The sequence below is a fragment of the Burkholderia sp. NRF60-BP8 genome (genome assembly GCF_001522585.2).
Taxonomy (GTDB): domain Bacteria; phylum Pseudomonadota; class Gammaproteobacteria; order Burkholderiales; family Burkholderiaceae; genus Burkholderia.
The window spans coordinates 2,001,340-2,021,671 of sequence record NZ_CP013373.1; the positions used below are offsets into that span (position 1 = coordinate 2,001,340).

Genomic DNA, 20,332 nt, shown 5'->3' on the forward strand with positions numbered 1-20,332 from the left:
CCTGACGCGCATCACGACGGCATCAGCCGAGCCGCATGTCCCTGTCGACGGGGCAGCGGCTTTTTTTATGGAACGCGCGCCGGCCCTCCCCGGTCCGGCCCTTACCGCATCGAGGAGCTGATCGACACTTAGGCGAACCGGCTAGACGAAATTCCTGTGCGCCACCGCGCGCAAACTGCATGCGTCTACGTCACGCAGGATGCGATCAGCGGCGCACTTCATGCGACACGATTCCTCCCGAGGGACACCATGCCTTTGCCTACTCCCCCCAGCAAGCTCGGCAGCCTGCTGCCGCCCGACGAATACAAGGCGAAAGCGCGGCCCGCGAAAGCCGCGAAGAAATCCGCCGAAGGGGACGCATCCACAGCCGGTGACTATGGTTCGGCCAGCGTGGCCCCACCGATGATCGAAGCCGCGAACACGGCCGCGCCGTTGCGCGCCGTCGCGTCTTCGGTGTCCGGCGCCGCGAGCGCACCCGCGCGCGGCCGCAAGACCAAGCAGACGGCCGCCCTGCTGCAGCCGCTGCCGGCACCCGTCGAGCCCACGGCGCCGGTCGTCGCACGCAACGACAAACCGGCCGCCGGCAAACCGGCGGCCACGCCCGCGCGCGACGCCGGCGCCGCGACGAAGTCGCGCGGCCGCAAACCCGCCGAAGCCGAACAGCAGAAACTGTTCGTGCTCGACACCAACGTGCTGATGCACGACCCGAGCAGCCTCTTCCGCTTCGAGGAACACGACGTCTATCTGCCGATGATGACGCTCGAGGAACTCGACAACCACAAGAAGGGGATGTCCGAAGTCGCGCGCAATGCACGCCAGGTCAGCCGCACGCTCGACGCGCTCGTCGCCGACGGCGGCCCGATCTCGGCCGGCATTCCGCTGTCGCGCCTCGGCAGCCGCGACGCGCTCGGCCGCCTGTACTTCCAGACGAAGCTCGCCGACATCGCGCCCGTCGAAGGCCTGCCCGAAGGCAAGGCCGACAACCAGATCCTCGGCGTCGTGCGCGCGCTGCAGCGCGACCGCCCCGATCGCCAGGTCGTGCTGGTGTCGAAAGACATCAACATGCGGATCAAGGCGCACGCGCTCGGCCTGCCCGCGGAAGACTACTTCAACGACCAGGTGCTCGAGGATTCGGATCTCCTGTACAACGGCGTGCGCGAACTGCCGCAGGACTTCTGGACCAAGCACGCGAAGGGCATGGAGAGCTGGCAGGACACGAAGACGGGCACCACGTACTACCGCGTGACGGGCCCGCTCGTCGCGTCGATGCTCGTCAACGAGTTCGTCTATCTGGAGCCGCAGAACGGCGAGCCGACGTTCCACGCGATCGTCCGCGAGCTGAACGGCAAGACGGCGCTGCTGCAGACGCTGCGCGACTACAGCCACCACAAGAACAACGTGTGGGGCATCACCGCGCGCAACCGCGAGCAGAACTTCGCGCTGAACCTGCTGATGAACCCCGAGATCGACTTCGTCACGCTGCTCGGTCAGGCCGGCACCGGCAAGACGCTCGTCGCGCTCGCGGCCGGCCTCGCGCAGGTGCTCGACGACAAGCGCTACAACGAGATCATCGTGACGCGCGCGACCGTGCCCGTCGGCGAGGACATCGGTTTCCTGCCCGGCACCGAGGAAGAGAAGATGCAGCCGTGGATGGGCGCATTCGACGACAACCTCGAAGTGCTGCAGAAGACCGACGACGCGGCCGGCGAATGGGGCCGTGCCGCGACACAGGAACTGATCCGTTCGCGCCTGAAGGTGAAGAGCATGAACTTCATGCGCGGCCGCACGTTCGTCGACAAGTACCTGATCATCGACGAGGCGCAGAACCTGACGCCGAAGCAGATGAAGACGCTCGTCACGCGCGCGGGCCCCGGCACGAAGATCGTCTGCCTCGGCAACATCGCGCAGATCGACACGCCTTACCTGACCGAAGGCAGTTCGGGCCTGACCTACGTCGTCGACCGCTTCAAGGGCTGGGGCCACAGCGGCCACGTGACCCTCGCGCGCGGCGAACGCTCGCGACTCGCCGACTACGCGTCGGACATTCTGTAACGCGCGAGCCGGCCAATCGGCCGGCTGTCGACGCCACGCGGCGCTCCGTTTCCGGAGCGCCGTTTTTATTTGGGGTCGAAGACATAAGTAACGCTTCGTCACGCAACAACGCAGTTTACGCGCGAAACTTCAAGTAAATTCTCAAGAATGGTTGCTTAAGCCCCGCCGGTGCGTCTACCATCGGGTCTGTCTGTTGTCATACGATTCGCGAGCGCACCGCGCTCGCCCGCCTCGCCATGCTTCGAATCTGGGTTCCCGTCGCCGTCGTCTCCCTGCTTGCGGCCTGTTCCAGCGTGCCGCCGCAGTCGGCATCGCGTTCCGCTTCGGGCATGAAGATCACGACGCCGCGTGCATTCCCGGCGCCCGCCAATTTCCCGAAATTCGTCGACCACAGCGTCGGTCAGGAAGAAATCTCGATCCAGGCGATGAGCCTCGTCGGCGTCCCGTATCGCTGGGGCGGCAACACGCCGGCGAGCGGCTTCGACTGCAGCGGGCTCGTCCGCTACGTGATCGGCCGTGCCGCAGACGTGAACCTGCCGCGCACGACCGCCGACATGAGCAGCCGCGGCGTGTCGATCGAACCCGACGAGATCGCGCCGGGCGACCTGATCTTCTTCAATACGACCGGGCGGCCGCATTCGCACGTCGGTATCTATGTCGGCAAGCTGCGCTTCGTCAACGCGCCGTCGACGGGCGGCACCGTACGGCTCGACTACCTGACGAACCCATACTGGGCGAAGCGCTTCGACGGCATTCGCCGCGTCGCGCCGCCGCGCTCGGCCCCGACGCCATTCGATGCGCCGACCTACGAAGCCAAGCGCGACGAGCCGCGCAATGCGCCGGCGGTCGCGGCCGCTCCGGTGGTCGTGACGGCTGCCGCCGCACCGCGGCAACCCGCGTATGCGCCGCCGCAAGCGAGAGCGACGCAGGCGCCAGCCACCCCGACCACGCCGGTCGTGACGGCCGCCGCAGTTGCACCGGCAGCGCCGGTCGCCGATCCGTACGAACCGCCGCCGCCGTGGATGCAGGCGGCGCAGCAGCAAGCCACGTCGGCGAATGACGCGATGCCCGCGATGACGGCCAATACCGCACCGGCCGCCCCGGCAGAAGTCGGCACGCAGATCCCCACGACCGCGCTGACGGCTGCCCAAGCGGCCGCCTTCGATGCCGAGCCGCCGCCCGCGACCGCGTCGACGCCCCCACGCGGTATCGAGCCCGCGCCCGTGCAGGTGTGGCGAGCATCGACGCAATCCGCGCCCATCAGCCCGCGCACCGGTACGGCCGACGATCCGATCGCGCGGTTTGCGAACGGCAGTTATTGAGCGATTGCCCGAGTCCGCCCGTCAACGACGTTGGCGGCATCTGCCGCCCCTCCCGCCTCGTCGCCGCTCTCTTGCCAGCCTCCAAAAGAAAATGCGCCGCAGCCTTTCGGCTTGCGGCGCATTTCATGTCGATCCGGCCGTGTCGGCGCTCAGAAGATCTGGCGTCCGAGCCACCACCCGCCGGCTGCAAACAGCGCGGCCGCCGGCAGCGTCAGCACCCACGCCCACACGATGTTGCCGGCGACGCCCCAGCGCACGGCCGACAGCTTCTGCGTCGCGCCGACACCGACGATCGCGCCGGTGATCGTGTGCGTGGTCGACACCGGAATGCCGAGGAACGACGCGATGAACAGCGTGATCGCACCGCCGCTTTCCGCGCAGAAACCGCCGACCGGCTTGAGCTTCGTGATCTTCTGGCCCATCGTCCGCACGATGCGCCAGCCGCCGAACAGCGTGCCGAGGCCCATCGACAGGTAGCACGCGCCGATCACCCAGGCCGGCGGCGCATCGGCGGTCGCCGATGCGTAACCGCTCGCGATCAGCAACATCCAGATGATACCGATCGTCTTCTGCGCGTCGTTGCCGCCGTGACCGAGGCTGTACAGCCCGGCCGACAGCAGTTGCAGCCGGCGGAAGCGCCGGTCGACCTTGCTGGGCGCGGTACGGAAATACAGCCACGACACGCCGAGCATGAACAGCGAACCGAGGATGAAACCGAGCAGCGGCGAAATGAAGATGAACGCGATCGTCTTCAGCAGCCCGTCGATGTTGAGCGCGCTCCAGCCGGACTTCGCGAGCGCCGCGCCGACGAGGCCGCCGATCAGCGCGTGCGACGAGCTCGACGGAATCCCGTAGTACCACGTGATCACGTTCCAGCCGATCGCGCCGACCAGCGCGCCGAACACGACGTAATGGTCGACGATCTCGGGATCGATCGTGCCTTTACCGACGGTCTGCGCGACTTTCAGGTGGAAGATGAAGTACGCGATCACGTTGAACGCGGCCGCGAACACCACGGCCTGCTGGGGCTTCAGCACGCCGGTCGACACGACGGTGGCGATCGAGTTCGCCGCGTCGTGAAAGCCGTTCATGAAGTCGAATACGAGCGCGACGAGCACCAGCGTCGCGACCATCCATAGGGCGAGTTGTATCGAATGCATCGTGGTCCGCTCAGGCGTTTTCCAGCACGATGCCTTCGATGATGTTCGCGACGTCCTCGCACTTGTCGGTGATCTCCTCGAGCAGCTCGTAGATCGCCTTCAGCTTGATGAGCGTCTTCACGTCGTCTTCCTCGCGGAACAGCTTCGACATCGCCGCGCGCAGCACGCGATCGGCTTCCGACTCCCAGCGGTCGATTTCCTCGCACTGCTTGAGGATCTGTGCCGACTGCTTCATGTCGGACAGCAAGCCGACGGCCTGCTGCACGTGTTGCGCCGATTGCGTGACGATGTGCGCGAGCTGGCTCGCCTCGGACGTGACGGACTGCACGTCGTACAGCGACACGGCCGTCGCGACGTCTTCCATCAGGTCGAGGATGTCGTCCATCGTCGTGATCAGCTTGTGGATCTCGTCGCGATCGAGCGGCGTGATGAAGGTCTTGTGCAACAGATCGATCGCCTCGTGCGTGAGCTTGTCGGCGGCCTTCTCGGCGATTTGCACGTTTTGCTTGTGAATCTCGGCGTCGGCGAGATTGTCGATCAGCAGTTCGAGCTCGCGGCCACCGGAAACGATGTGCTTCGCGTGCGCGTTGAAGAGTTCAAAGAACTTGCCCTCGGTGGGCATGAATCGACCGAACATGGGATTCCTGAGAGATTGTCAAACTACTGTCACGAAAACGGGCGACATTGTACCGTTTCCGGTCGCGACGCGACGTGCGCATATGCGCACGCCGGGATTGGATACAACATTTGGCGAAATAGGTGTTTACAACCGGCTTTACTCGCCGTAGAAGGTTTGCGCCCCGGCAAAGTTGTCGAACTTCGTGTATTGCCCCAGGAACGTGAGCCGAACGGGCCCGATCGGGCCGTTACGCTGCTTGCCGATGATGATTTCGGCCGTCCCCTTGTCAGGACTGTCGGGATTGTAGACTTCATCGCGATAGATGAACAGGATCACGTCCGCATCCTGTTCGATTGCGCCCGATTCGCGCAAATCCGACATCACCGGACGCTTGTTCGGGCGCTGTTCGAGGCCGCGGTTCAGCTGCGACAGCGCGATCACCGGCACGTCGAGCTCCTTCGCGAGACTCTTCAACGAACGTGAAATCTCCGAGATTTCCGTCGCGCGGTTCTCGCCCTGCGACGAACCCGACATCAGCTGCAGGTAGTCGACGATGATCAGGCCGAGCTTGCCGCACTGGCGTGCGAGACGCCGCGCGCGCGAGCGCAATTCCATCGGGTTCAGGCCGCCCGTCTCGTCGATGAAGAGCTGCGCCTCGCTCATCTTCTGCACCGCGTGCGTCAACTTCGGCCAGTCCTCGTCCGTCAGGCGGCCGGTTCGCATCCGGTGCTGGTCGAGCCGGCCGATCGAGCCGAGCATACGCATCACGAGCTGGGTGCCCGGCATTTCCATCGAGAACACCGCGACCGGCAGCCCGTACTCGACCGCGACGTATTCGCCGATGTTCATCGAAAATGCGGTCTTACCCATCGACGGTCTTCCGGCCACGATGATCAGTTCGCCGCCGTGCATCCCCGACGTCATCCGGTCGAGGTCGACGAAGCCCGTCGGCGTGCCGGTGACGTCGCTCGGATTCGCGGTGTGGTACAGCGTGTCGATGCGCTCGACCACCTGCGTGAGCAGCGGGCCGATCTCGAGGAAGCCCTGGTTGCCGCGCGCGCCCTCTTCGGCGATCGAGAACACCTTCGATTCGGCTTCGTCGAGCAGTTGGCGGACTTCCTTGCCCTGCGGATTGAAGGCGTCGGCCGAGATTTCGTCGGCGACCGACACCAGCCGGCGCAGCACCGCGCGGTCGCGCACGATTTCCGCGTAGCGGCGGATGTTCGCCGCGCTCGGCGTGTTCTGCGCAAGGGCGTTCAGATACGCGAGCCCGCCGACGTCGTCGGCCTTGCCGGACGTGGTCAGCGCTTCGTACACGGTCACGACGTCGGCCGGGCGCGTCGCCGCGATCAGCCGGCCGATGTGCTCGTAGATGATCCGGTGGTCGTAGCGGTAGAAGTCGCCCTGCGACAGGAAATCGGCAATCCGGTCCCATGCCGCGTTGTCGAGCAACAGGCCGCCGAGCACCGACTGCTCGGCTTCGACCGAATGCGGCGGGACTTTCAGCGATTCGATTTGGGGATCTTGCGGCGCGTTCATGGGTTGGGATTATCGCGAATAGATGGCGGCAGCGCTACCACCGCTTGCCGGGCGAGCGGGCAATAAAAAAGGCAGGCCCCGGTTGCCCGGGCGCCTGCCCTTGTCCGGACGGCGGAAGCCGCCCGGCAAGCTTGCATACGCTTACGCGTGGTCGCCGATCACGTTGATCGTGACGTCGACGACGACGTCCGTGTGCAGCGCGACCTGGACGTTGTGCTCGCCGATCATCTTCAGCGGGCCTTCCGGCATGCGCACTTGCAGCTTCTCGACTTCGTAGCCTGCCTTCTTCAGCAGTTCCGCGACGTCGCCGTTCGTGACCGAGCCGAACAGACGGCCGTCGACGCCCGACTTCTGCGTGATTTCGAACGTCTGGCCGTTCAGCTTCTCGCCGACTGCCTGCGATGCCGCCAGCTTTTCAGCGGCGATCTTTTCGAGTTCGGCGCGGCGCACTTCGAATTCGGCGATCGCTTCCTTCGTTGCACGGCGAGCCTTGCGGTTCGGGATCAGGAAGTTGCGAGCGTAACCGTCCTTGACCTTGACGATATCGCCGAGGTTACCCAGATTGGCGACTTTTTCCAACAGAATGATTTGCATTCGAATTCTCCTTATTGCGTCGCCTGATTACGCCTTGTGCTGATCGGTGTACGGCAGCAGCGCGAGGAAACGCGCACGCTTGATGGCCGTATCCAGCTGACGCTGATAGTGCGCCTTCGTACCCGTCAGACGAGCCGGCGTGATCTTGCCGTTTTCGCCGATGAAGTCCTTCAGCGTTTCCGTGTCCTTGTAGTCGATCTGCTCGACGCCGGCAGCCGTGAAACGGCAGAACTTCTTGCGCTTGAAGAGCGGGTTTTGTTGCTGACGACGCTTGTCGAATTTCTTACCAGTCGGGCGGGGCATGATTTCAGTCCTTTCCAATGTCCTGCAATGCTGTGATGTGAAACACCAAGGTTCTCGCGTTGCGGCTTTTCTTGGCCAGGAAGCCCGTGAACAGCGTTTCGACGCCCATTTCACGACTTTCCAGCTTGCCGCTCGCCTCACCGGCCGCCACCGCCTCGATCGTCATGTCGACCTGACGGGGAATGCCTGCTTCGACGACTTCCGTGCGGTGATGCAACGTGGCGCTTGCGATCGGAACACCTGCCGGCGTATATCGCACCGGTGCGCGTTCGACGACGCTCGCCGTCAATTGCAACCTGTTCACGTGAGTGGCGCGCTCCTTGATGGCTTAATGCGTGACGAACTTAAGCCTGCGCTTCGGCCGGCTGAGCTGCAGCCGCCTTCTTGGCTTCTTCGCGCTGAACTTCCTTCATCATCGGCGACGGGCCGGTTTCGGCCTTCTTCATCTTGACGATGAGGTGGCGCAGCACGGCGTCGTTGAACTTGAACGCGTGTTCGAGTTCGTCGAGCGTCGTCTGGTCGCACTCGATGTTCATGCAGACGTAGTGAGCCTTCGCGAGTTTCTCGATCATGTAGGCCAGTTGGCGACGGCCCCAGTCTTCGACGCGGTGGATCTGGCCGCCGTGCGACGTGATCGTGGTCTTGTAACGCTCGATCATCGCGGGCACTTGCTCGCTTTGATCGGGGTGCACGATGAATACGATTTCGTAATGACGCATTACACACTCCTTGTGGATTGAAGCCACCCGGGCGTCTGAACCGGTGTGGCAAGTGAGAAGCCGAAGATTCTAACCCGGTTACGGGGCGCATGCAAGGCCAATCGACGATTGGCAAACGGATTCGGCCGTGTTTTCAAAGACTTGAACAGGTATGCCGGCGCAAATGCCACCGGTTCGGACGTTATGGCGCCGGGGTCGGAACCGCCACGCGCCGCCCCGCTATCGGCGCGGTCATTCGCCGTGCGTGCCCGCAAGCCGCGCGTCGAGCGCCGTCCGGAACGCCGCGAGCGCCGACGGCTCCGCGTCGGTCACGGCCCACCACGTCATCCCGGCCGCGCTCCAGCGGTCGAGCGCATAGCCCTGCGACACGGTCGCATACGGGGCCGCCGGCCGCTCCCCGGCCGGCTGCACGTAGACGTCGACCACGTGCTGCCGGTGGCGGTAGACGAGCACCGCGACACGGCGACGCCCGACGTAGTCGAGCCGGCCCCCGACCAGCGCGAAGCCGCTCGCCGCAAGGTCCTCGACCGGCGGCGCATAGTCGAGCCGGCCGTTGAACCACGGCTTGACCGTGTGCCGGTCGGTCGAGATCACGTCGATGTCGCGCGCCGACAGGTCGGCCCGCACGTGGCTCGCGACGAGTTCGTCGACCGTCCGGTCGACGTCGGCATGGCGGGCGGACCATCCCATGCCGCCCGCCGCCGCGAGCGCCATCAGCAACGCGACGCCCCAGCCGAGGCCCGGCCACGCGGCCACGCGTGGCCCGGCACCGGTCGATACCGGTCGTGCCGCCGCGCCGCGCCCGGGCAGCCACGAGAACCGGTCGCGCCCGCGCGCCCGCGGCGGCGACTGGGGCTCAGGCCGCGGCTCGGCCCGCGACGGCGCCTGGGCATGCGCGTCGGCGGCCGCCGGCAGGCTCGCGAGAATGCTCGCCCGCAGCGCGTCCGGCGCGCGGTGATAATCGGCCTGCCGCACGGCCTGCACCAGCGTGACGATCCGCGCCCGTTCGCGGCGGCACGCGTCGCACCCTTCGACATGCTGCTGGACCCGCAACGCATCGGGCGCCGACAGCTCGCGATCGACGTCCGCGTCCAGCAACGCTCGCGCTTCGTTACAGTCCATCGATAGCCTCCGATGCGGTTCCGCCTGCCGGCGTACGGCCCGGCCGGCCTTCGGTCGCCGGCGCCGGCGCCGGCGCGCCGCCCAGCAGCGCGGCGAGCTTGCGCCGGCCGCGCGCGAGCCGCGACATCACCGTGCCGACCGGCACGTCCGCGATCGCCGCGATCTCGCGGTAGCTCAGGTCCTCCATCTCGCGCAGCACGAGCACCTCGCGGTATTCGGGCGGCAGCTTCGCGAGCGCCGCATTCACGAGCCGCACGTTCTCGCCGCGCAGCAGGTGCGCCAGCGGATCCTCCGTGGCCGGCTGCCAGTCGTCGGGCACGTCGGCGTCGTCGAGCGTGTCGGGCAGCGCGACCTCGTGCGCATGCGTGCGCCGCCGCCACTCGGTGTACCAGGTGTGACGCACGATCGTCAGCAGCCACGGCCGCGCGTTGTCGCCGCGACACGAATCGACGAAACGCAGCGCGCGCATGCACGCGTCCTGGACGACGTCGTCCGCATCGCCGGCGCTGCCGCTCAGCCAGCGCGCGAGGTTGTACGCGGCGTCGAGATGCGGCAGCACGAGCGCGCGAAACCGCTCGCCGCGCGCGACCGCATCGTCCGCCGCCCGTTCATCGACCGCCTGTCCGGCTTGCCCCACATGGCCTCCCTGGTCCCGGCGGCCGACGCCGCCCGTTCCGCGCACGGCGCCCGGACAGACCGGCAACGTGCGCGCTCGATGACCTTACCGCTGCTGCGTCGAGTTTATTCCCGTGCCGTGCGCACGAAGCGTAAAAAATCGCCGGACGGCCGCGCGGGCCGCCCCGTCACGGCGTGGTGCTCCAGTAGCCGGGGCGCGCGTACGCGGCGCGCAGGTAGTCGATGAAATAGCGCACGCGCGCCGGCACGTAGCGTTGCTGCGGGTAGACCGCGAGGATGTCGTAGTCGGGCAGCGCATATTCGTCGAGCACGGTCTCGAGTTCGCCCGTTTCGAGCTGCGCGGCGATTTCCCACGTCGAGCGCCAGCCGAGCCCGAGCCCTTCGGCCACCCAGCGGTGCAGCAGCTCGCCGTCGTTGCAGTCGAGATTGCCGGTCACGCGCATCGTCGCGATCTTGCCGTGGCGCTGGAAATACCAGCCGCGGTTCTGGCCGCCCTGCAGGTTGAACGCGAGACAGTTGTGCTTCAGCAGGTCGTCGAGCGACTTCGGCCGGCCGTGCTTGCGGAAATACCCGGGCGTGCCGCATACCACGCGCCGGTTCGACGCGAGCTTCACCGCGACGAAGTTCGGATCGACCGCGCCGCCGATCCGGATCGACAGATCATAGCCCTCGCGCACGAGATCGACGACGCGGTCGGTGAGGTTGAACGACAGCTGCATTTCCGGCTTGTCGGCGAGAAAGCCCGGCGCGTGCGGCGCGACGTGCTTGCGGCCGAACGCAGCCGGCGCCGACACGATCAGGTGGCCGCTCACCGCGCGCCGCCCGGCGGCCAACTCGTTCTCGGCCTGATCCCATTCGGCGAGCAGCCCGCGGCAGCGCTCGAGGAACGCGGCCCCCTCCTCGCTGACCACCAGCCGCCGCGTCGAGCGGTACATCAGCTTCACGCCGAGGCGCTTCTCCAGCGCGTCGATGCGCCGCCCGAGCACCACCGGCGACACACCCTCCTCGAGCGCCGCCGCCGCGAGGCTACCCGCGTCCGCGACCCGCACGAACGTCTCGATCTGCTTGAAACGATCCATCTCGCGTCTCCACCCGGCTCCGACGCCGGCGGGAAGCCCCGTCCGGCCGTCATTCCATACTTTTAGTTTCGAAATAAGCGACTTCGGCTGATCTTATCAAACCTTTCCTGCATCCCTAAAGTGTTCCCAACAGACCGATTCGCACGATCCGCCACATTCAAGGAGACATTCATGGCCAAGATGAGAGCCGTCGACGCAGCCGTACTCGTGCTCGAGAAGGAAGGCATCCAGACCGCGTTCGGCGTGCCGGGCGCCGCGATCAACCCGTTCTACTCGGCCATGCGCAAGTCGGGCGGCATCAGCCACGTGCTGGCCCGTCACGTCGAAGGCGCATCGCACATGGCCGAAGGCTTCACGCGCGCCGCACCGGGCAACATCGGCGTGTGCATCGGCACGTCGGGCCCCGCCGGCACCGACATGATCACCGGTCTCTACTCCGCGTCGGCCGACTCGATTCCGATCCTCGCGATCACGGGCCAGGCGCCGCGCGCACGCCTCTACAAGGAAGATTTCCAGGCCGTCGACATCGAATCGATCGCGAAGCCCGTCACCAAGTGGGCCGTGACCGTGCGCGAGCCGGCGCTCGTGCCGCGCGTGTTCCAGCAGGCGTTCCACCTGATGCGTTCGGGCCGTCCGGGCCCGGTGCTGGTCGACCTGCCGATCGACGTGCAGCTCGCCGAAATCGAATTCGACATCGACACGTACGAACCGCTGCCGGTCTATAAGCCCGCGGCCACCCGCGCGCAGATCGAGAAGGCGCTCGCGATGCTGAACGACGCGGACAAGCCGCTGATCGTGTCGGGCGGCGGCGTGCTCAACGCGGCGGCCGAAGACCTGCTCGTGCAGTTCGCCGAAACGGTCGGCGTGCCGGTGATCCCGACGCTGATGTCGTGGGGCGCGATTCCCGACGACCACCCGCTGATGGCCGGCATGGTCGGCCTGCAGACGTCGCACCGCTACGGCAACGCGACGATGCTCGCATCCGATTTCGTGCTCGGCATCGGCAATCGCTGGGCGAACCGCCACACGGGCAGCGTCGAGGTCTACACGAAGGGCCGCAAGTTCGTGCACGTCGACATCGAGCCGACGCAGATCGGCCGCGTGTTCGGCCCCGATCTCGGCATCGTGTCGGACGCGAAGGCGGCGCTCGAGCTGTTCGTCGCGGTGGCACGGGAATGGAAGGCCGCCGGCAAGCTGAAGGACCGCAGCGCGTGGGTCGCGGAATGCCAGGAACGCAAGCGCACGCTGCAGCGCAAGACCCACTTCGACAACGTGCCGGTCAAGCCGCAGCGCGTGTACGAGGAGATGAACAAGGTGTTCGGCCGCGATACCTGCTACGTCAGCACGATCGGCCTGTCGCAGATCGCCGCCGCGCAGTTCCTGCACGTGTTCAAGGCGCGCAACTGGATCAACTGCGGCCAGGCCGGCCCGCTCGGCTGGACGATCCCCGCCGCGCTCGGCGTGCGTGCGGCCGATCCGAGCCGCCCGATCGTCGCGCTGTCCGGCGACTACGACTTCCAGTTCATGATCGAGGAGCTGGCGGCCGGCGCGCAATTCAAGCTGCCGTACGTGCACGTCGTCGTGAACAACTCGTACCTCGGGCTGATCCGCCAGGCGCAGCGCGCGTTCGACATGGACTACTGCGTGCAACTCGCGTTCGACAACGTGAACGCACCGGAGCTGAACGGCTATGGCGTCGATCACGTGGCCGTCGCCGAAGGCCTCGGCTGCAAGGCGCTGCGCGTGTTCAAGCCGGAAGAGATCGAGCCGGCGCTGCGCCAGGCGCAAACGCTCGCGGACGAGTTCAGCGTGCCGGTGGTGGTCGAAGTGATTCTCGAGCGCGTGACCAACATCTCGATGGGCACTGAAATCGACGCGATCAACGAGTTCGAGGAACTCGCCGAGAAGGCCGAGCACGCGCCGACCGCGATCTCGATGCTCGACTGAACCGCACGCCATTTTTTGACTGACCGACCGAAGAGGCTTAGCTCATGCCGAAGTTTGCTGCAAACCTGACCATGCTGTTCAACGAGGTGCCGTTCCTCGACCGCTTCAAGGCGGCCGCGGACGCGGGCTTCGACGCCGTCGAGTTCCTGTTCCCGTATCCGTACGCGAAAGAGGAACTCGCCGAGCGGCTCGAGACGCACCGCCTGCGCCTCGTGCTGCACAACCTGCCCGCCGGCAACTGGGATCAGGGCGAGCGCGGGATCGCGTGCCTGCCCGATCGCGTGAGCGAATTCCAGGAAGGGGTCGGCCGGGCGATCGAGTACGCGAAGGCGCTGAAGGTGCCGCAGCTGAACTGCCTCGTCGGCATCCCGTCGGCGAGCACGGCGCGCGACAAGACGTTCGTGACGATCGTCGACAACCTGCGCTTCGCCGCCGACGCGCTGAAGCGCGAAGGCATCCGCCTGCTGGTCGAGCCGTGCAACAGCTTCGACATCCCGGGCTTCGCGCTGAACCGCTCGTCCGAAGGGCTCGACGTGATCCGCGCGGTCGGCTCGGACAACCTGTTCCTGCAGTACGACATCTATCACATGCAACGCATGGAAGGCGAACTGGCCGCGACGATCGAACGCAACCTCGCGTCGATCGGCCACGTGCAGCTCGCGGACAACCCGGGCCGCAACGAGCCCGGCACCGGCGAAATCAACTACGCGTTCCTGTTCGCGCTGCTCGATCGGCTCGGCTATGCCGGCTACGTCGGCTGCGAATACAAGCCCCGTACCACCACGACGGAAGGCCTCGGCTGGCTGCAAAGCGTGGCCGGCTGCGCACCGGCGTCGGCGCGTCGCGCCGCCTGAGTCGCGCCCTTCCCGTTTTCAGCCCTATAGGAGACTTTCACATGGCAACCATCGGTTTCATCGGCCTCGGCATCATGGGCGCGCACATGGCGCGCAACCTGCTCAAGGGCGATCATCAGCTCGTCGTGAACGGTGCGTTCCCGATTCCGGACGACCTGCGCGGCAGCGCGAAGGTCGTCGCGAACTCGACCGAAGTCGCGCAGCACGCGGACATCATCATCTCGATGGTGCCGGACACGCCCGACGTGCGTAACGTGCTGTTCGCCGACGACGGCGTCGCGAAGGGCCTGACGGCCGGCAAGCTCGTGATCGACATGAGCTCGATCTCGCCGCTCGACACGCAGGCCTTCGCGAAGCAGATCAACGCGCTCGGCTGCGACTACCTCGACGCACCGGTGTCCGGCGGCGAAGTCGGCGCACGCGAAGCGACGCTGACGATCATGGTCGGCGGCCCGGAAAAGGCGTTCGAGCGCGCGAAGCCGCTGTTCGAGAAGATGGGCAAGAACATCACGCTCGTCGGCGACAACGGTGCCGGCCAGACCTGCAAGGTCGCGAACCAGATCATCGTCGCGCTGAACATCGAGGCGGTCGGCGAAGCGCTGCTGTTCGCCGCCCGTTCGGGCGCCGATCCGGAGCGCGTGCGCCAGGCGCTGATGGGCGGGTTCGCCGCGTCGCGCATCCTCGAAGTGCACGGTGCGCGGATGACCAAGCGCACGTTCGATCCGGGTTTCCGCATCGAGCTGCACCAGAAGGACCTGAACCTCGCGCTCGACGGCGCGCGCAAGCTCGGCCTCGCGCTGCCGCACACGGCCAGCGCGCAGCAGCTGTTCAGCGTGTGCGCATCGCACGGCGGCAAGGCATGGGACCACTCGGCCCTCGTGCGCGCGCTCGAGATCATGTCGAATTTCGAGATCGAGAAGACGCAGGGCTGAGCGCACGCCGCGGCATGCCGTCGCGTTCGGCGGCTGCTTCGCCGGCTGCATTCGGCGAATGCCGCGGCAAATGCAATGACGCGCGATCCGCCGCCACGGCGGATGCGCGAACGACACAGGCGACCCGGCCACGGCCGGTCGCATCGATGCGCGGGCACACGCGCATCACGGTGGGGCGCCCCGCCGCGTATCGCTGAAACGCGTGCGCGACGGAGCGAAAAACGCCGCTCTGGGCTGAGAGCGGCGTGGTGGGGTCCGCAGCGGCACCCGGCGGCGCCGGGGAAGCCTTGGTCGGTCAGACGTCGTCGTCGGGTGTCCGCCTGTCGGATTTCGCGTATTACATTTCTTTACGTTCGAGCGTGCGATTTTTCATGCAATCGTCGCGTTGAACGCCTACACTTTCGCCACGCCTTTCGAGAAAACCGCCGCGCTTGCGCGCCCTTCGGGGCCCGCATCCAGCGCGGTGTTTTTTTCGCCACTTCACGGCGCGTTTTCTTTTCAACCACCTAAGGAGTGCAACGATGGGTCTTCTTTCGTTTATCAAGGAGGCGGGTGAAAAACTGCTGGGTCATGCCGACGCGCAAGCGGCGGAAGATCCGAATGCCGCGAACCAGACCGCGGCCGACGCAATCAAGAACTACATCAACACGCAAGGTCTCGACACGTCGAACCTGACCGTCGCGTTCGACGGTGCATCGCGCACCGTCACGCTGTCGGGCAGCGTCGCCGATCTCGACACGAAGGCGAAGGTCAAGGTCGCGGCCGGCAACGTGCAAGGCGTCGCGGGCGTCAACGACGACGATCTGCAGCCGGACGATCCGGAAGTGCAGTACCACGACGTGAAGCCGGGCGACACGCTGTCGGCGATCGCCAAGGAAGTGTATGGCGACGCGAGCAAGTACCCGGCGATCTTCGAGGCGAACAAGCCGATGCTGTCGAGCCCGGACCGGATCTACCCGGGCCAGAAGCTCGTGATTCCGCCGCAGTCCTGAACGTGCGGTCCTGAGCGTTCTCGCAGCACCGACGCAAAAATGGCAGGCCATCGGCCTGCCATTTTTTATGCGCGCCGCACGCCGCCCGAGCGGCGGCCAGCCGTCACAGCGTATCGAACGCGTGCTGCAGTGCGTCGCGATCCCGAACGCCGTTCGCGAGCGCGAGCATCAGCAGCACGCGCGCCTTGAACGGGTGCAGCGAGCCCGCGCTCACGAAACCGAGCGCATCGTCGCTCGCGGCGCCGTTGCGCATCACATGCCCCGAACCGACGCGCGATGCACGCACCACCGCCACGCCCGCGTTCGCCGCATCGGCGAGCGCCGCCTGCAGCGCCGCATGGATCGACCCGTTGCCGGTGCCCGCGACGACGAGGCCGCGCACGCCGGCCGCGACGAGCGCATCGACGGCCGTGCGCGTCGCGCCCGCATAGCTCGCGACGACTTCGACCGGCGGCCAGGTCGCGGCGATCGCCAGTTGCGTGTCGCGCGTGCGCGTGACGCGGCGCGCGAATTCGACGCGGCCGTCCTGCACCCAGCCGAGCGCGCCCAGTTCCGGCGACTGGAACGCGTCGACCGCATAGGTGCTCGTCTTCACGACATCGCGCGCGCCGTGGATCCGGTTGTTGAACGCGACCAGCACGCCCTGCCCGCGCGCGGCCGGATGCGCGGCCACCGTCACCGCGTTCAGCAGGTTCAGCGGGCCGTCGGACGACAGCGCGGTGGCCGGCCGCATCGCGGCCGTCAGCACGACCGGCTTGTCGCCCCGCACGACCAGATGCAACGCATACGCGGTTTCCTCGAGCGTATCGGTGCCGTGGGTGATCACGATGCCGTCGACGGCCGGGTCGGCCATCAGCGCGTCGATCCGCGCGGCGAGCGTGTTCCACAGCGACAGCGCGAGATCCTTGCTGTCGATGCTGGCGACCTGTTCCGCGTCGATGCGAGCGACCGACGCGAGCGCCGGCACGGCGTCGACCAGGAAATTGACGCCGAGCGCGCCGGCCTGGTAGCCGGCCGTGCTGGCCGCGTCGGGCGCGGCGCCGGCGATCGTGCCGCCGGTGGCGAGTACAGCGATGCGCGGCAGTGTCGCCGCGGACGAAGGGGATGCGGTGTTCGGTGTATTCATGGCCGCGATTGTAATGGCTCGCGGCCGCGAGCCGGCAGGTTCCGGCGCGGCGGCCGGCGCGCATCATGGTTTGTCCTGATCTCCGGGCCGCGCGCGGCGTCAACGGCCGTGGCGTCCGCAACGTTATAGAAAGTGCCGTTTTGGTGTTTTCACCTTGATTTGCCATAATCGGAGCGCGCGGTGCGATGTGGCCCTGTCCTCATCGCGTCGTGCTTCGTGACGGCGTCGATCACACGCAATTCACCCCATGGGAGTGTCGAAATGAAAATCCAATCGCTCGTAGCCGCAGTGCTTCTCGGCGGCATGCTGGCTTCCCCCGCGTTCGCGGCGAACAGCCAGCAGGACAAGATGAAGGCCTGCAACACCCAGGCAGCCGGCAAGACGGGCGACGAACGCAAGGCGTTCATGAAGGACTGCCTGTCGGCGAAGCCCGCGAAGGCGATGACGCAGCAGGAAAAGATGAAGGCGTGCAATACGCAGGCCACCGGCAAGAAGGGTGACGATCGCAAGGCGTTCATGAAGAGCTGCCTGAGCAACCAGCCGGCCGCCTGAGTCCCGGCGCTCCCGTCCCGAATGCCGCGCCCCGCTTCGGCGGGCGCGGCATTTTCGTTTTCGTTGCACGCGCATCGACGCATGCATTCCCGTCTTTCCCGCCCCGTTTTTTCCGGCTGGCGGCCCGGCGCCGCCACATGGTGCGGCATTTCGCCGCGTTTTCTTCTATGATGGCTGCAACGCGGCCCACCCAAGACCAAGAAGCGCCATCGGGCCGCCCTCGAGACGGACGCGCACGCGCGTCAAACGGAGGCTTGGATGGCATGGAGACAACACCGCTGGTTCCGCCGCTGGCTGATCGTGATCGTATTCTGGGCGGTGCCCGTCGCGATCGTCGCCGTCCGCGAGATCCGCGAGGAAATGGCCTACAACAAAGCGGACCTGCAGCTCGCGCTGACCACCTGGCAGCTCACCGACACGCAGCAGGCCGCCGGCGCCGCCGCGAAGTGTCACGGCGATCCTGACGAAGCGCGCGCGGCCGGCTGCCCGGCCGACGTGCTCGCCGCCAACGCGCCGCGCCAGCAGGCGGCGCGCGACGAATACGTGGTACGCCGCAATACGCTCGCCGGCTATCTGTGGCATGCGTTCGTCGGCTACTGGGTCGTCCCGGCCGCGTTCCTGTTCGCGTGCGGCATCGTGATCGCGCTGATCCGCCGCGCGCTTCGCCGCCCGCCGATCAAGCCGCCCGTTCCGCCCGTCACACACTGACACGGGCGCGCGCTGCAGACGCCTCGCCCTCCCGCCCGGCCGTCGCGCGCCCCGCATGCCGACCCGCCCCTCGCGCGTCGGCGCCGCATCGTCCGTTGGCGCGCCGCGACACCCTCACGCGATTTGACGCTTTTTCACGCGGCAACGAAAAGAGGCCGTAATCCGCTGTGATATAACTGCCGACGTGATCCGCTCCTTGAGCGAGACTCACTCCGAACGTCATCCGATGGAGAACAACGATGCAAAAACGGAATCTTGTGCTGAAAGCCGCCGCTGCGCTCATCGTCGGTAGCCTCGCGCTCACCGGTTGCACCACCACCCCGGACAAGCCGGACAACGCCGCGACCAACGCGTCCAAACGCCAGTCGATCGACGCGAGCGTCGACGCCACGCTGTCGCGCATGTACTCCACGGTCAAGGGTTCGCGCGAACTCGTCGCGAAATCGCGCGGCGTGCTGGTCTTCCCCGAAGTGCTGCAAGCCGGCTTCATCGTCGGCGGCCAGTCCGGCAACGGCGCGCTGCGCGTCGGCGGCAGCACGGTCGGCTACTACAACACGTCGTCGCTGTCGGTCGGCCTGCAGGCCGGCGCGCAGTCGAAGGCGATCGTGTTCCTGTTCATGACGCAGCAGGCGCTCGACGAATTCCGCAACTCGGACGGCTGGGCCGCCGGCGCCGGCGCATCGGTCGCGCTCGTGAAGATGGGCGCGAACGGCGCGGTCGACTCCAACACGGCCACCGCACCGGTCCAGGTCGTCGTGCTGACCAACGCCGGCCTGATGGGCGACGTGTCGATCAACGGCACGAAGGTCACGAAGCTCAAGATCTGACGTTGACGCCCTGCCCGCGCGTGCCGCGCGCGGGTCGTGCGCAAACGGCGATGTCCTCGCGGGCATCGCCGTTTTTTATCCGCCGGCGCGCTGCGCCAATGCGGTCGGGTCGGCCGGGCCGCTCAGGTCGTCGAATCGATCACCTTGAAGCGCGAGCGCTTCTGCGCGCGGATCACCGACTGGTACACGTCCACGTACTGCTGCGCCATCCGGCGCGACGTGAAACGCGCCTCGAAGCGCTGCCGCACGCGCGCACGCGGCAGCAGGTGCAGCCGGTTCACGGCGGCCACCGCGCTGATTTCATCCTCGACGATGAAACCCGACACGCCCTCGTCCACCACTTCCGGCACCGCACCGCGGTTGAACGCGATCACCGGCGTGCCGCACGACATCGCCTCGATCATCACCAGGCCGAACGGCTCCGGCCAGTCGATCGGAAACAGCAGCGCATGCGCGCCCGACAGGAATTCAGCCTTCTCGTGATCGGCGATCTCGCCGACGTATTCGACGTGCGGCAACGCGAAGAGCGGCTTGATCTCGCGGTCGAAGTATTCCTGGTCGGCCGCGTCGATCTTCGCGGCGATCCGGATCGGCAACCCGCACTGGCCGGCAATGCGGATCGCTGTGTCGACGCGTTTTTCCGGCGAGATGCGGCCGAGGAACGCGAGATAGCGCGGCTCGACGGGCTGCGGCATGTACAGCGTCTCGGGCAACCCGTGATAGACGGTCGTCAGCCATTTCGCCTGCGGCAACGGCTGGCGCTGCGAATTGGAAATCGAGATCACCGGCGCCGTGTTGAACGTGTCGAACACCGGTTGCTGCTCGGGCAGGTCGAGCCGGCCGTGCAGCGTCGTCACGTAAGGCGTTTCCTGTCGGTTGAAGACCGAGAACGAGTAGTAGTCCATGTGGAAATGGAGCACGTCGAAATCCTTCGCGCGGCGCGCGACCGTCTCCATCAGCAGCATGTGCGGCGCGACCCGGTCGCGGATCGACGAATCGAGTCGCAGCGCGCGCGGCCACACGGGCTCGAGCTTCGCCCGCGTCGTCGAATCGCCGCTCGCGAACAGCGTCACATCGTGGCCGAGCTCGACGAGCGCCTCGGTGATGTAGGACACGACGCGCTCCGTGCCGCCGTACAGCTTCGGCGGGACGGATTCGGTCAGCGGGGCGATCTGCGCAATTCTCATGGTCCACGTCTCCTGTGTCCTGTCCGTTGCGGGACGGCCGGCAGGGGGCCGCGCTTGCGCGC

At 66.6% G+C, this 20,332-nt stretch carries 21 protein-coding genes and 1 pseudogene; 9 read left to right on the forward strand and 13 right to left on the reverse strand.

Annotation, left to right across the window (positions count from 1 at the left end; all coding sequences use genetic code 11):
• Positions 1-112 precede the first annotated feature (112 nt).
• Positions 113-354, reverse strand: a pseudogene (locus tag WS54_RS34475) (hypothetical protein); the annotation flags it as partial.
• Between WS54_RS34475 and WS54_RS22675 the strand changes: the two are divergent.
• Positions 250-2,052 (forward strand): PhoH family protein, encoded by a 1,803-nt coding sequence (locus WS54_RS22675; RefSeq protein WP_059780997.1) that lies wholly within the window; start codon positions 250-252, stop codon positions 2,050-2,052. The pseudogene WS54_RS34475 and the gene WS54_RS22675 sit on opposite strands and share 105 nt — an antisense overlap.
• Positions 2,053-2,288: 236 nt before the next feature.
• Positions 2,289-3,374 carry a C40 family peptidase gene (locus WS54_RS22680; RefSeq protein WP_059780994.1) on the forward strand — a complete coding sequence of 362 codons (1,086 nt, stop codon included), beginning with the start codon at positions 2,289-2,291 and terminating at the stop codon, positions 3,372-3,374.
• A 149-nt stretch (positions 3,375-3,523) separates the two neighbouring features.
• Here WS54_RS22680 and WS54_RS22685 read toward each other — a convergent pair whose 3' ends face one another.
• The 10 genes from WS54_RS22685 to WS54_RS22730 form a co-directional block, all read right to left on the reverse strand.
• Entirely contained in the window at positions 3,524-4,534 is a 1,011-nt protein-coding gene (locus WS54_RS22685; protein WP_034207486.1) for an inorganic phosphate transporter, read from the reverse strand.
• 10 nt (positions 4,535-4,544) lie between these two features.
• A complete protein-coding gene (locus tag WS54_RS22690) occupies positions 4,545-5,171 on the reverse strand; it encodes a DUF47 domain-containing protein (protein ID WP_006478627.1) in 627 nt (208 codons plus the stop codon).
• 138 nt (positions 5,172-5,309) lie between these two features.
• On the reverse strand, positions 5,310-6,692 hold the full coding sequence (locus WS54_RS22695; RefSeq protein WP_034207487.1) for a replicative DNA helicase: 1,383 nt from the start codon (positions 6,690-6,692) through the stop codon (positions 5,310-5,312).
• Between the two features lie 141 nt (positions 6,693-6,833).
• Complete coding sequence (rplI, locus tag WS54_RS22700; RefSeq protein ID WP_027784634.1) at positions 6,834-7,286, reverse strand: 50S ribosomal protein L9; 453 nt, start codon at positions 7,284-7,286, stop codon at positions 6,834-6,836.
• A 27-nt stretch (positions 7,287-7,313) separates the two neighbouring features.
• A complete protein-coding gene (gene rpsR / locus WS54_RS22705; protein WP_006486248.1) occupies positions 7,314-7,589 on the reverse strand; it encodes a 30S ribosomal protein S18 in 276 nt (91 codons plus the stop codon).
• Positions 7,590-7,593: 4 nt separating this feature from the next.
• A complete protein-coding gene (gene priB, locus WS54_RS22710) occupies positions 7,594-7,893 on the reverse strand; it encodes a primosomal replication protein N (protein ID WP_011885023.1) in 300 nt (99 codons plus the stop codon).
• Positions 7,894-7,933: 40 nt separating this feature from the next.
• Positions 7,934-8,308 carry a 30S ribosomal protein S6 gene (gene rpsF / locus WS54_RS22715; RefSeq protein WP_027784636.1) on the reverse strand — a complete coding sequence of 125 codons (375 nt, stop codon included), beginning with the start codon at positions 8,306-8,308 and terminating at the stop codon, positions 7,934-7,936.
• A 231-nt stretch (positions 8,309-8,539) separates the two neighbouring features.
• Entirely contained in the window at positions 8,540-9,430 is an 891-nt protein-coding gene (locus WS54_RS22720) for an anti-sigma factor family protein (protein WP_059780991.1), read from the reverse strand.
• On the reverse strand, positions 9,420-10,067 hold the full coding sequence (locus WS54_RS22725) for an RNA polymerase sigma factor (RefSeq protein WP_034207489.1): 648 nt from the start codon (positions 10,065-10,067) through the stop codon (positions 9,420-9,422). Before WS54_RS22725 ends, WS54_RS22720 begins: the two co-directional genes overlap by 11 nt.
• A gap of 166 nt (positions 10,068-10,233) precedes the next feature.
• Positions 10,234-11,145, reverse strand: coding sequence for a substrate binding domain-containing protein (locus WS54_RS22730; protein WP_059780989.1), 912 nt, complete (start codon positions 11,143-11,145; stop codon positions 10,234-10,236).
• A 171-nt stretch (positions 11,146-11,316) separates the two neighbouring features.
• Between WS54_RS22730 and gcl the strand changes: the two genes are divergently transcribed.
• The 4 genes from gcl (at position 11,317) to lysM (ending at position 15,870) form a co-directional block, all read left to right on the forward strand.
• A complete protein-coding gene (gene gcl, locus WS54_RS22735; protein ID WP_034207491.1) occupies positions 11,317-13,092 on the forward strand; it encodes a glyoxylate carboligase in 1,776 nt (591 codons plus the stop codon).
• 44 nt (positions 13,093-13,136) lie between these two features.
• A complete protein-coding gene (hyi, locus tag WS54_RS22740) occupies positions 13,137-13,946 on the forward strand; it encodes a hydroxypyruvate isomerase (RefSeq protein ID WP_034207492.1) in 810 nt (269 codons plus the stop codon).
• A gap of 41 nt (positions 13,947-13,987) precedes the next feature.
• The gene (locus WS54_RS22745; RefSeq protein WP_059780987.1) at positions 13,988-14,878 is read left to right on the forward strand and encodes a 2-hydroxy-3-oxopropionate reductase; all 891 of its coding nucleotides are present in this window, start codon (positions 13,988-13,990) and stop codon (positions 14,876-14,878) included.
• A gap of 521 nt (positions 14,879-15,399) precedes the next feature.
• Complete coding sequence (gene lysM, locus WS54_RS22755) at positions 15,400-15,870, forward strand: peptidoglycan-binding protein LysM (protein WP_034207495.1); 471 nt, start codon at positions 15,400-15,402, stop codon at positions 15,868-15,870.
• A gap of 103 nt (positions 15,871-15,973) precedes the next feature.
• On the opposite strand, the gene WS54_RS22760 is transcribed toward lysM, so the two are convergent.
• Positions 15,974-16,996, reverse strand: coding sequence for an asparaginase (locus WS54_RS22760; protein WP_059780982.1), 1,023 nt, complete (start codon positions 16,994-16,996; stop codon positions 15,974-15,976).
• A 261-nt stretch (positions 16,997-17,257) separates the two neighbouring features.
• Between WS54_RS22760 and WS54_RS22765 the strand changes: the two genes are divergently transcribed.
• From WS54_RS22765 to WS54_RS22775, 3 genes are all read left to right on the forward strand, one after another.
• Complete coding sequence (locus WS54_RS22765; RefSeq protein ID WP_011549641.1) at positions 17,258-17,548, forward strand: PsiF family protein; 291 nt, start codon at positions 17,258-17,260, stop codon at positions 17,546-17,548.
• A gap of 258 nt (positions 17,549-17,806) precedes the next feature.
• The gene (locus WS54_RS22770) at positions 17,807-18,256 is read left to right on the forward strand and encodes a membrane protein (protein WP_034207497.1); all 450 of its coding nucleotides are present in this window, start codon (positions 17,807-17,809) and stop codon (positions 18,254-18,256) included.
• 239 nt (positions 18,257-18,495) lie between these two features.
• Positions 18,496-19,083 carry a BPSL1445 family SYLF domain-containing lipoprotein gene (locus WS54_RS22775; protein WP_034207498.1) on the forward strand — a complete coding sequence of 196 codons (588 nt, stop codon included), beginning with the start codon at positions 18,496-18,498 and terminating at the stop codon, positions 19,081-19,083.
• Between the two features lie 122 nt (positions 19,084-19,205).
• On the opposite strand, the gene WS54_RS22780 is transcribed toward WS54_RS22775, so the two are convergent.
• Complete coding sequence (locus WS54_RS22780; RefSeq protein ID WP_034207499.1) at positions 19,206-20,270, reverse strand: glycosyltransferase family 4 protein; 1,065 nt, start codon at positions 20,268-20,270, stop codon at positions 19,206-19,208.
• Positions 20,271-20,332 lie beyond the last annotated feature (62 nt).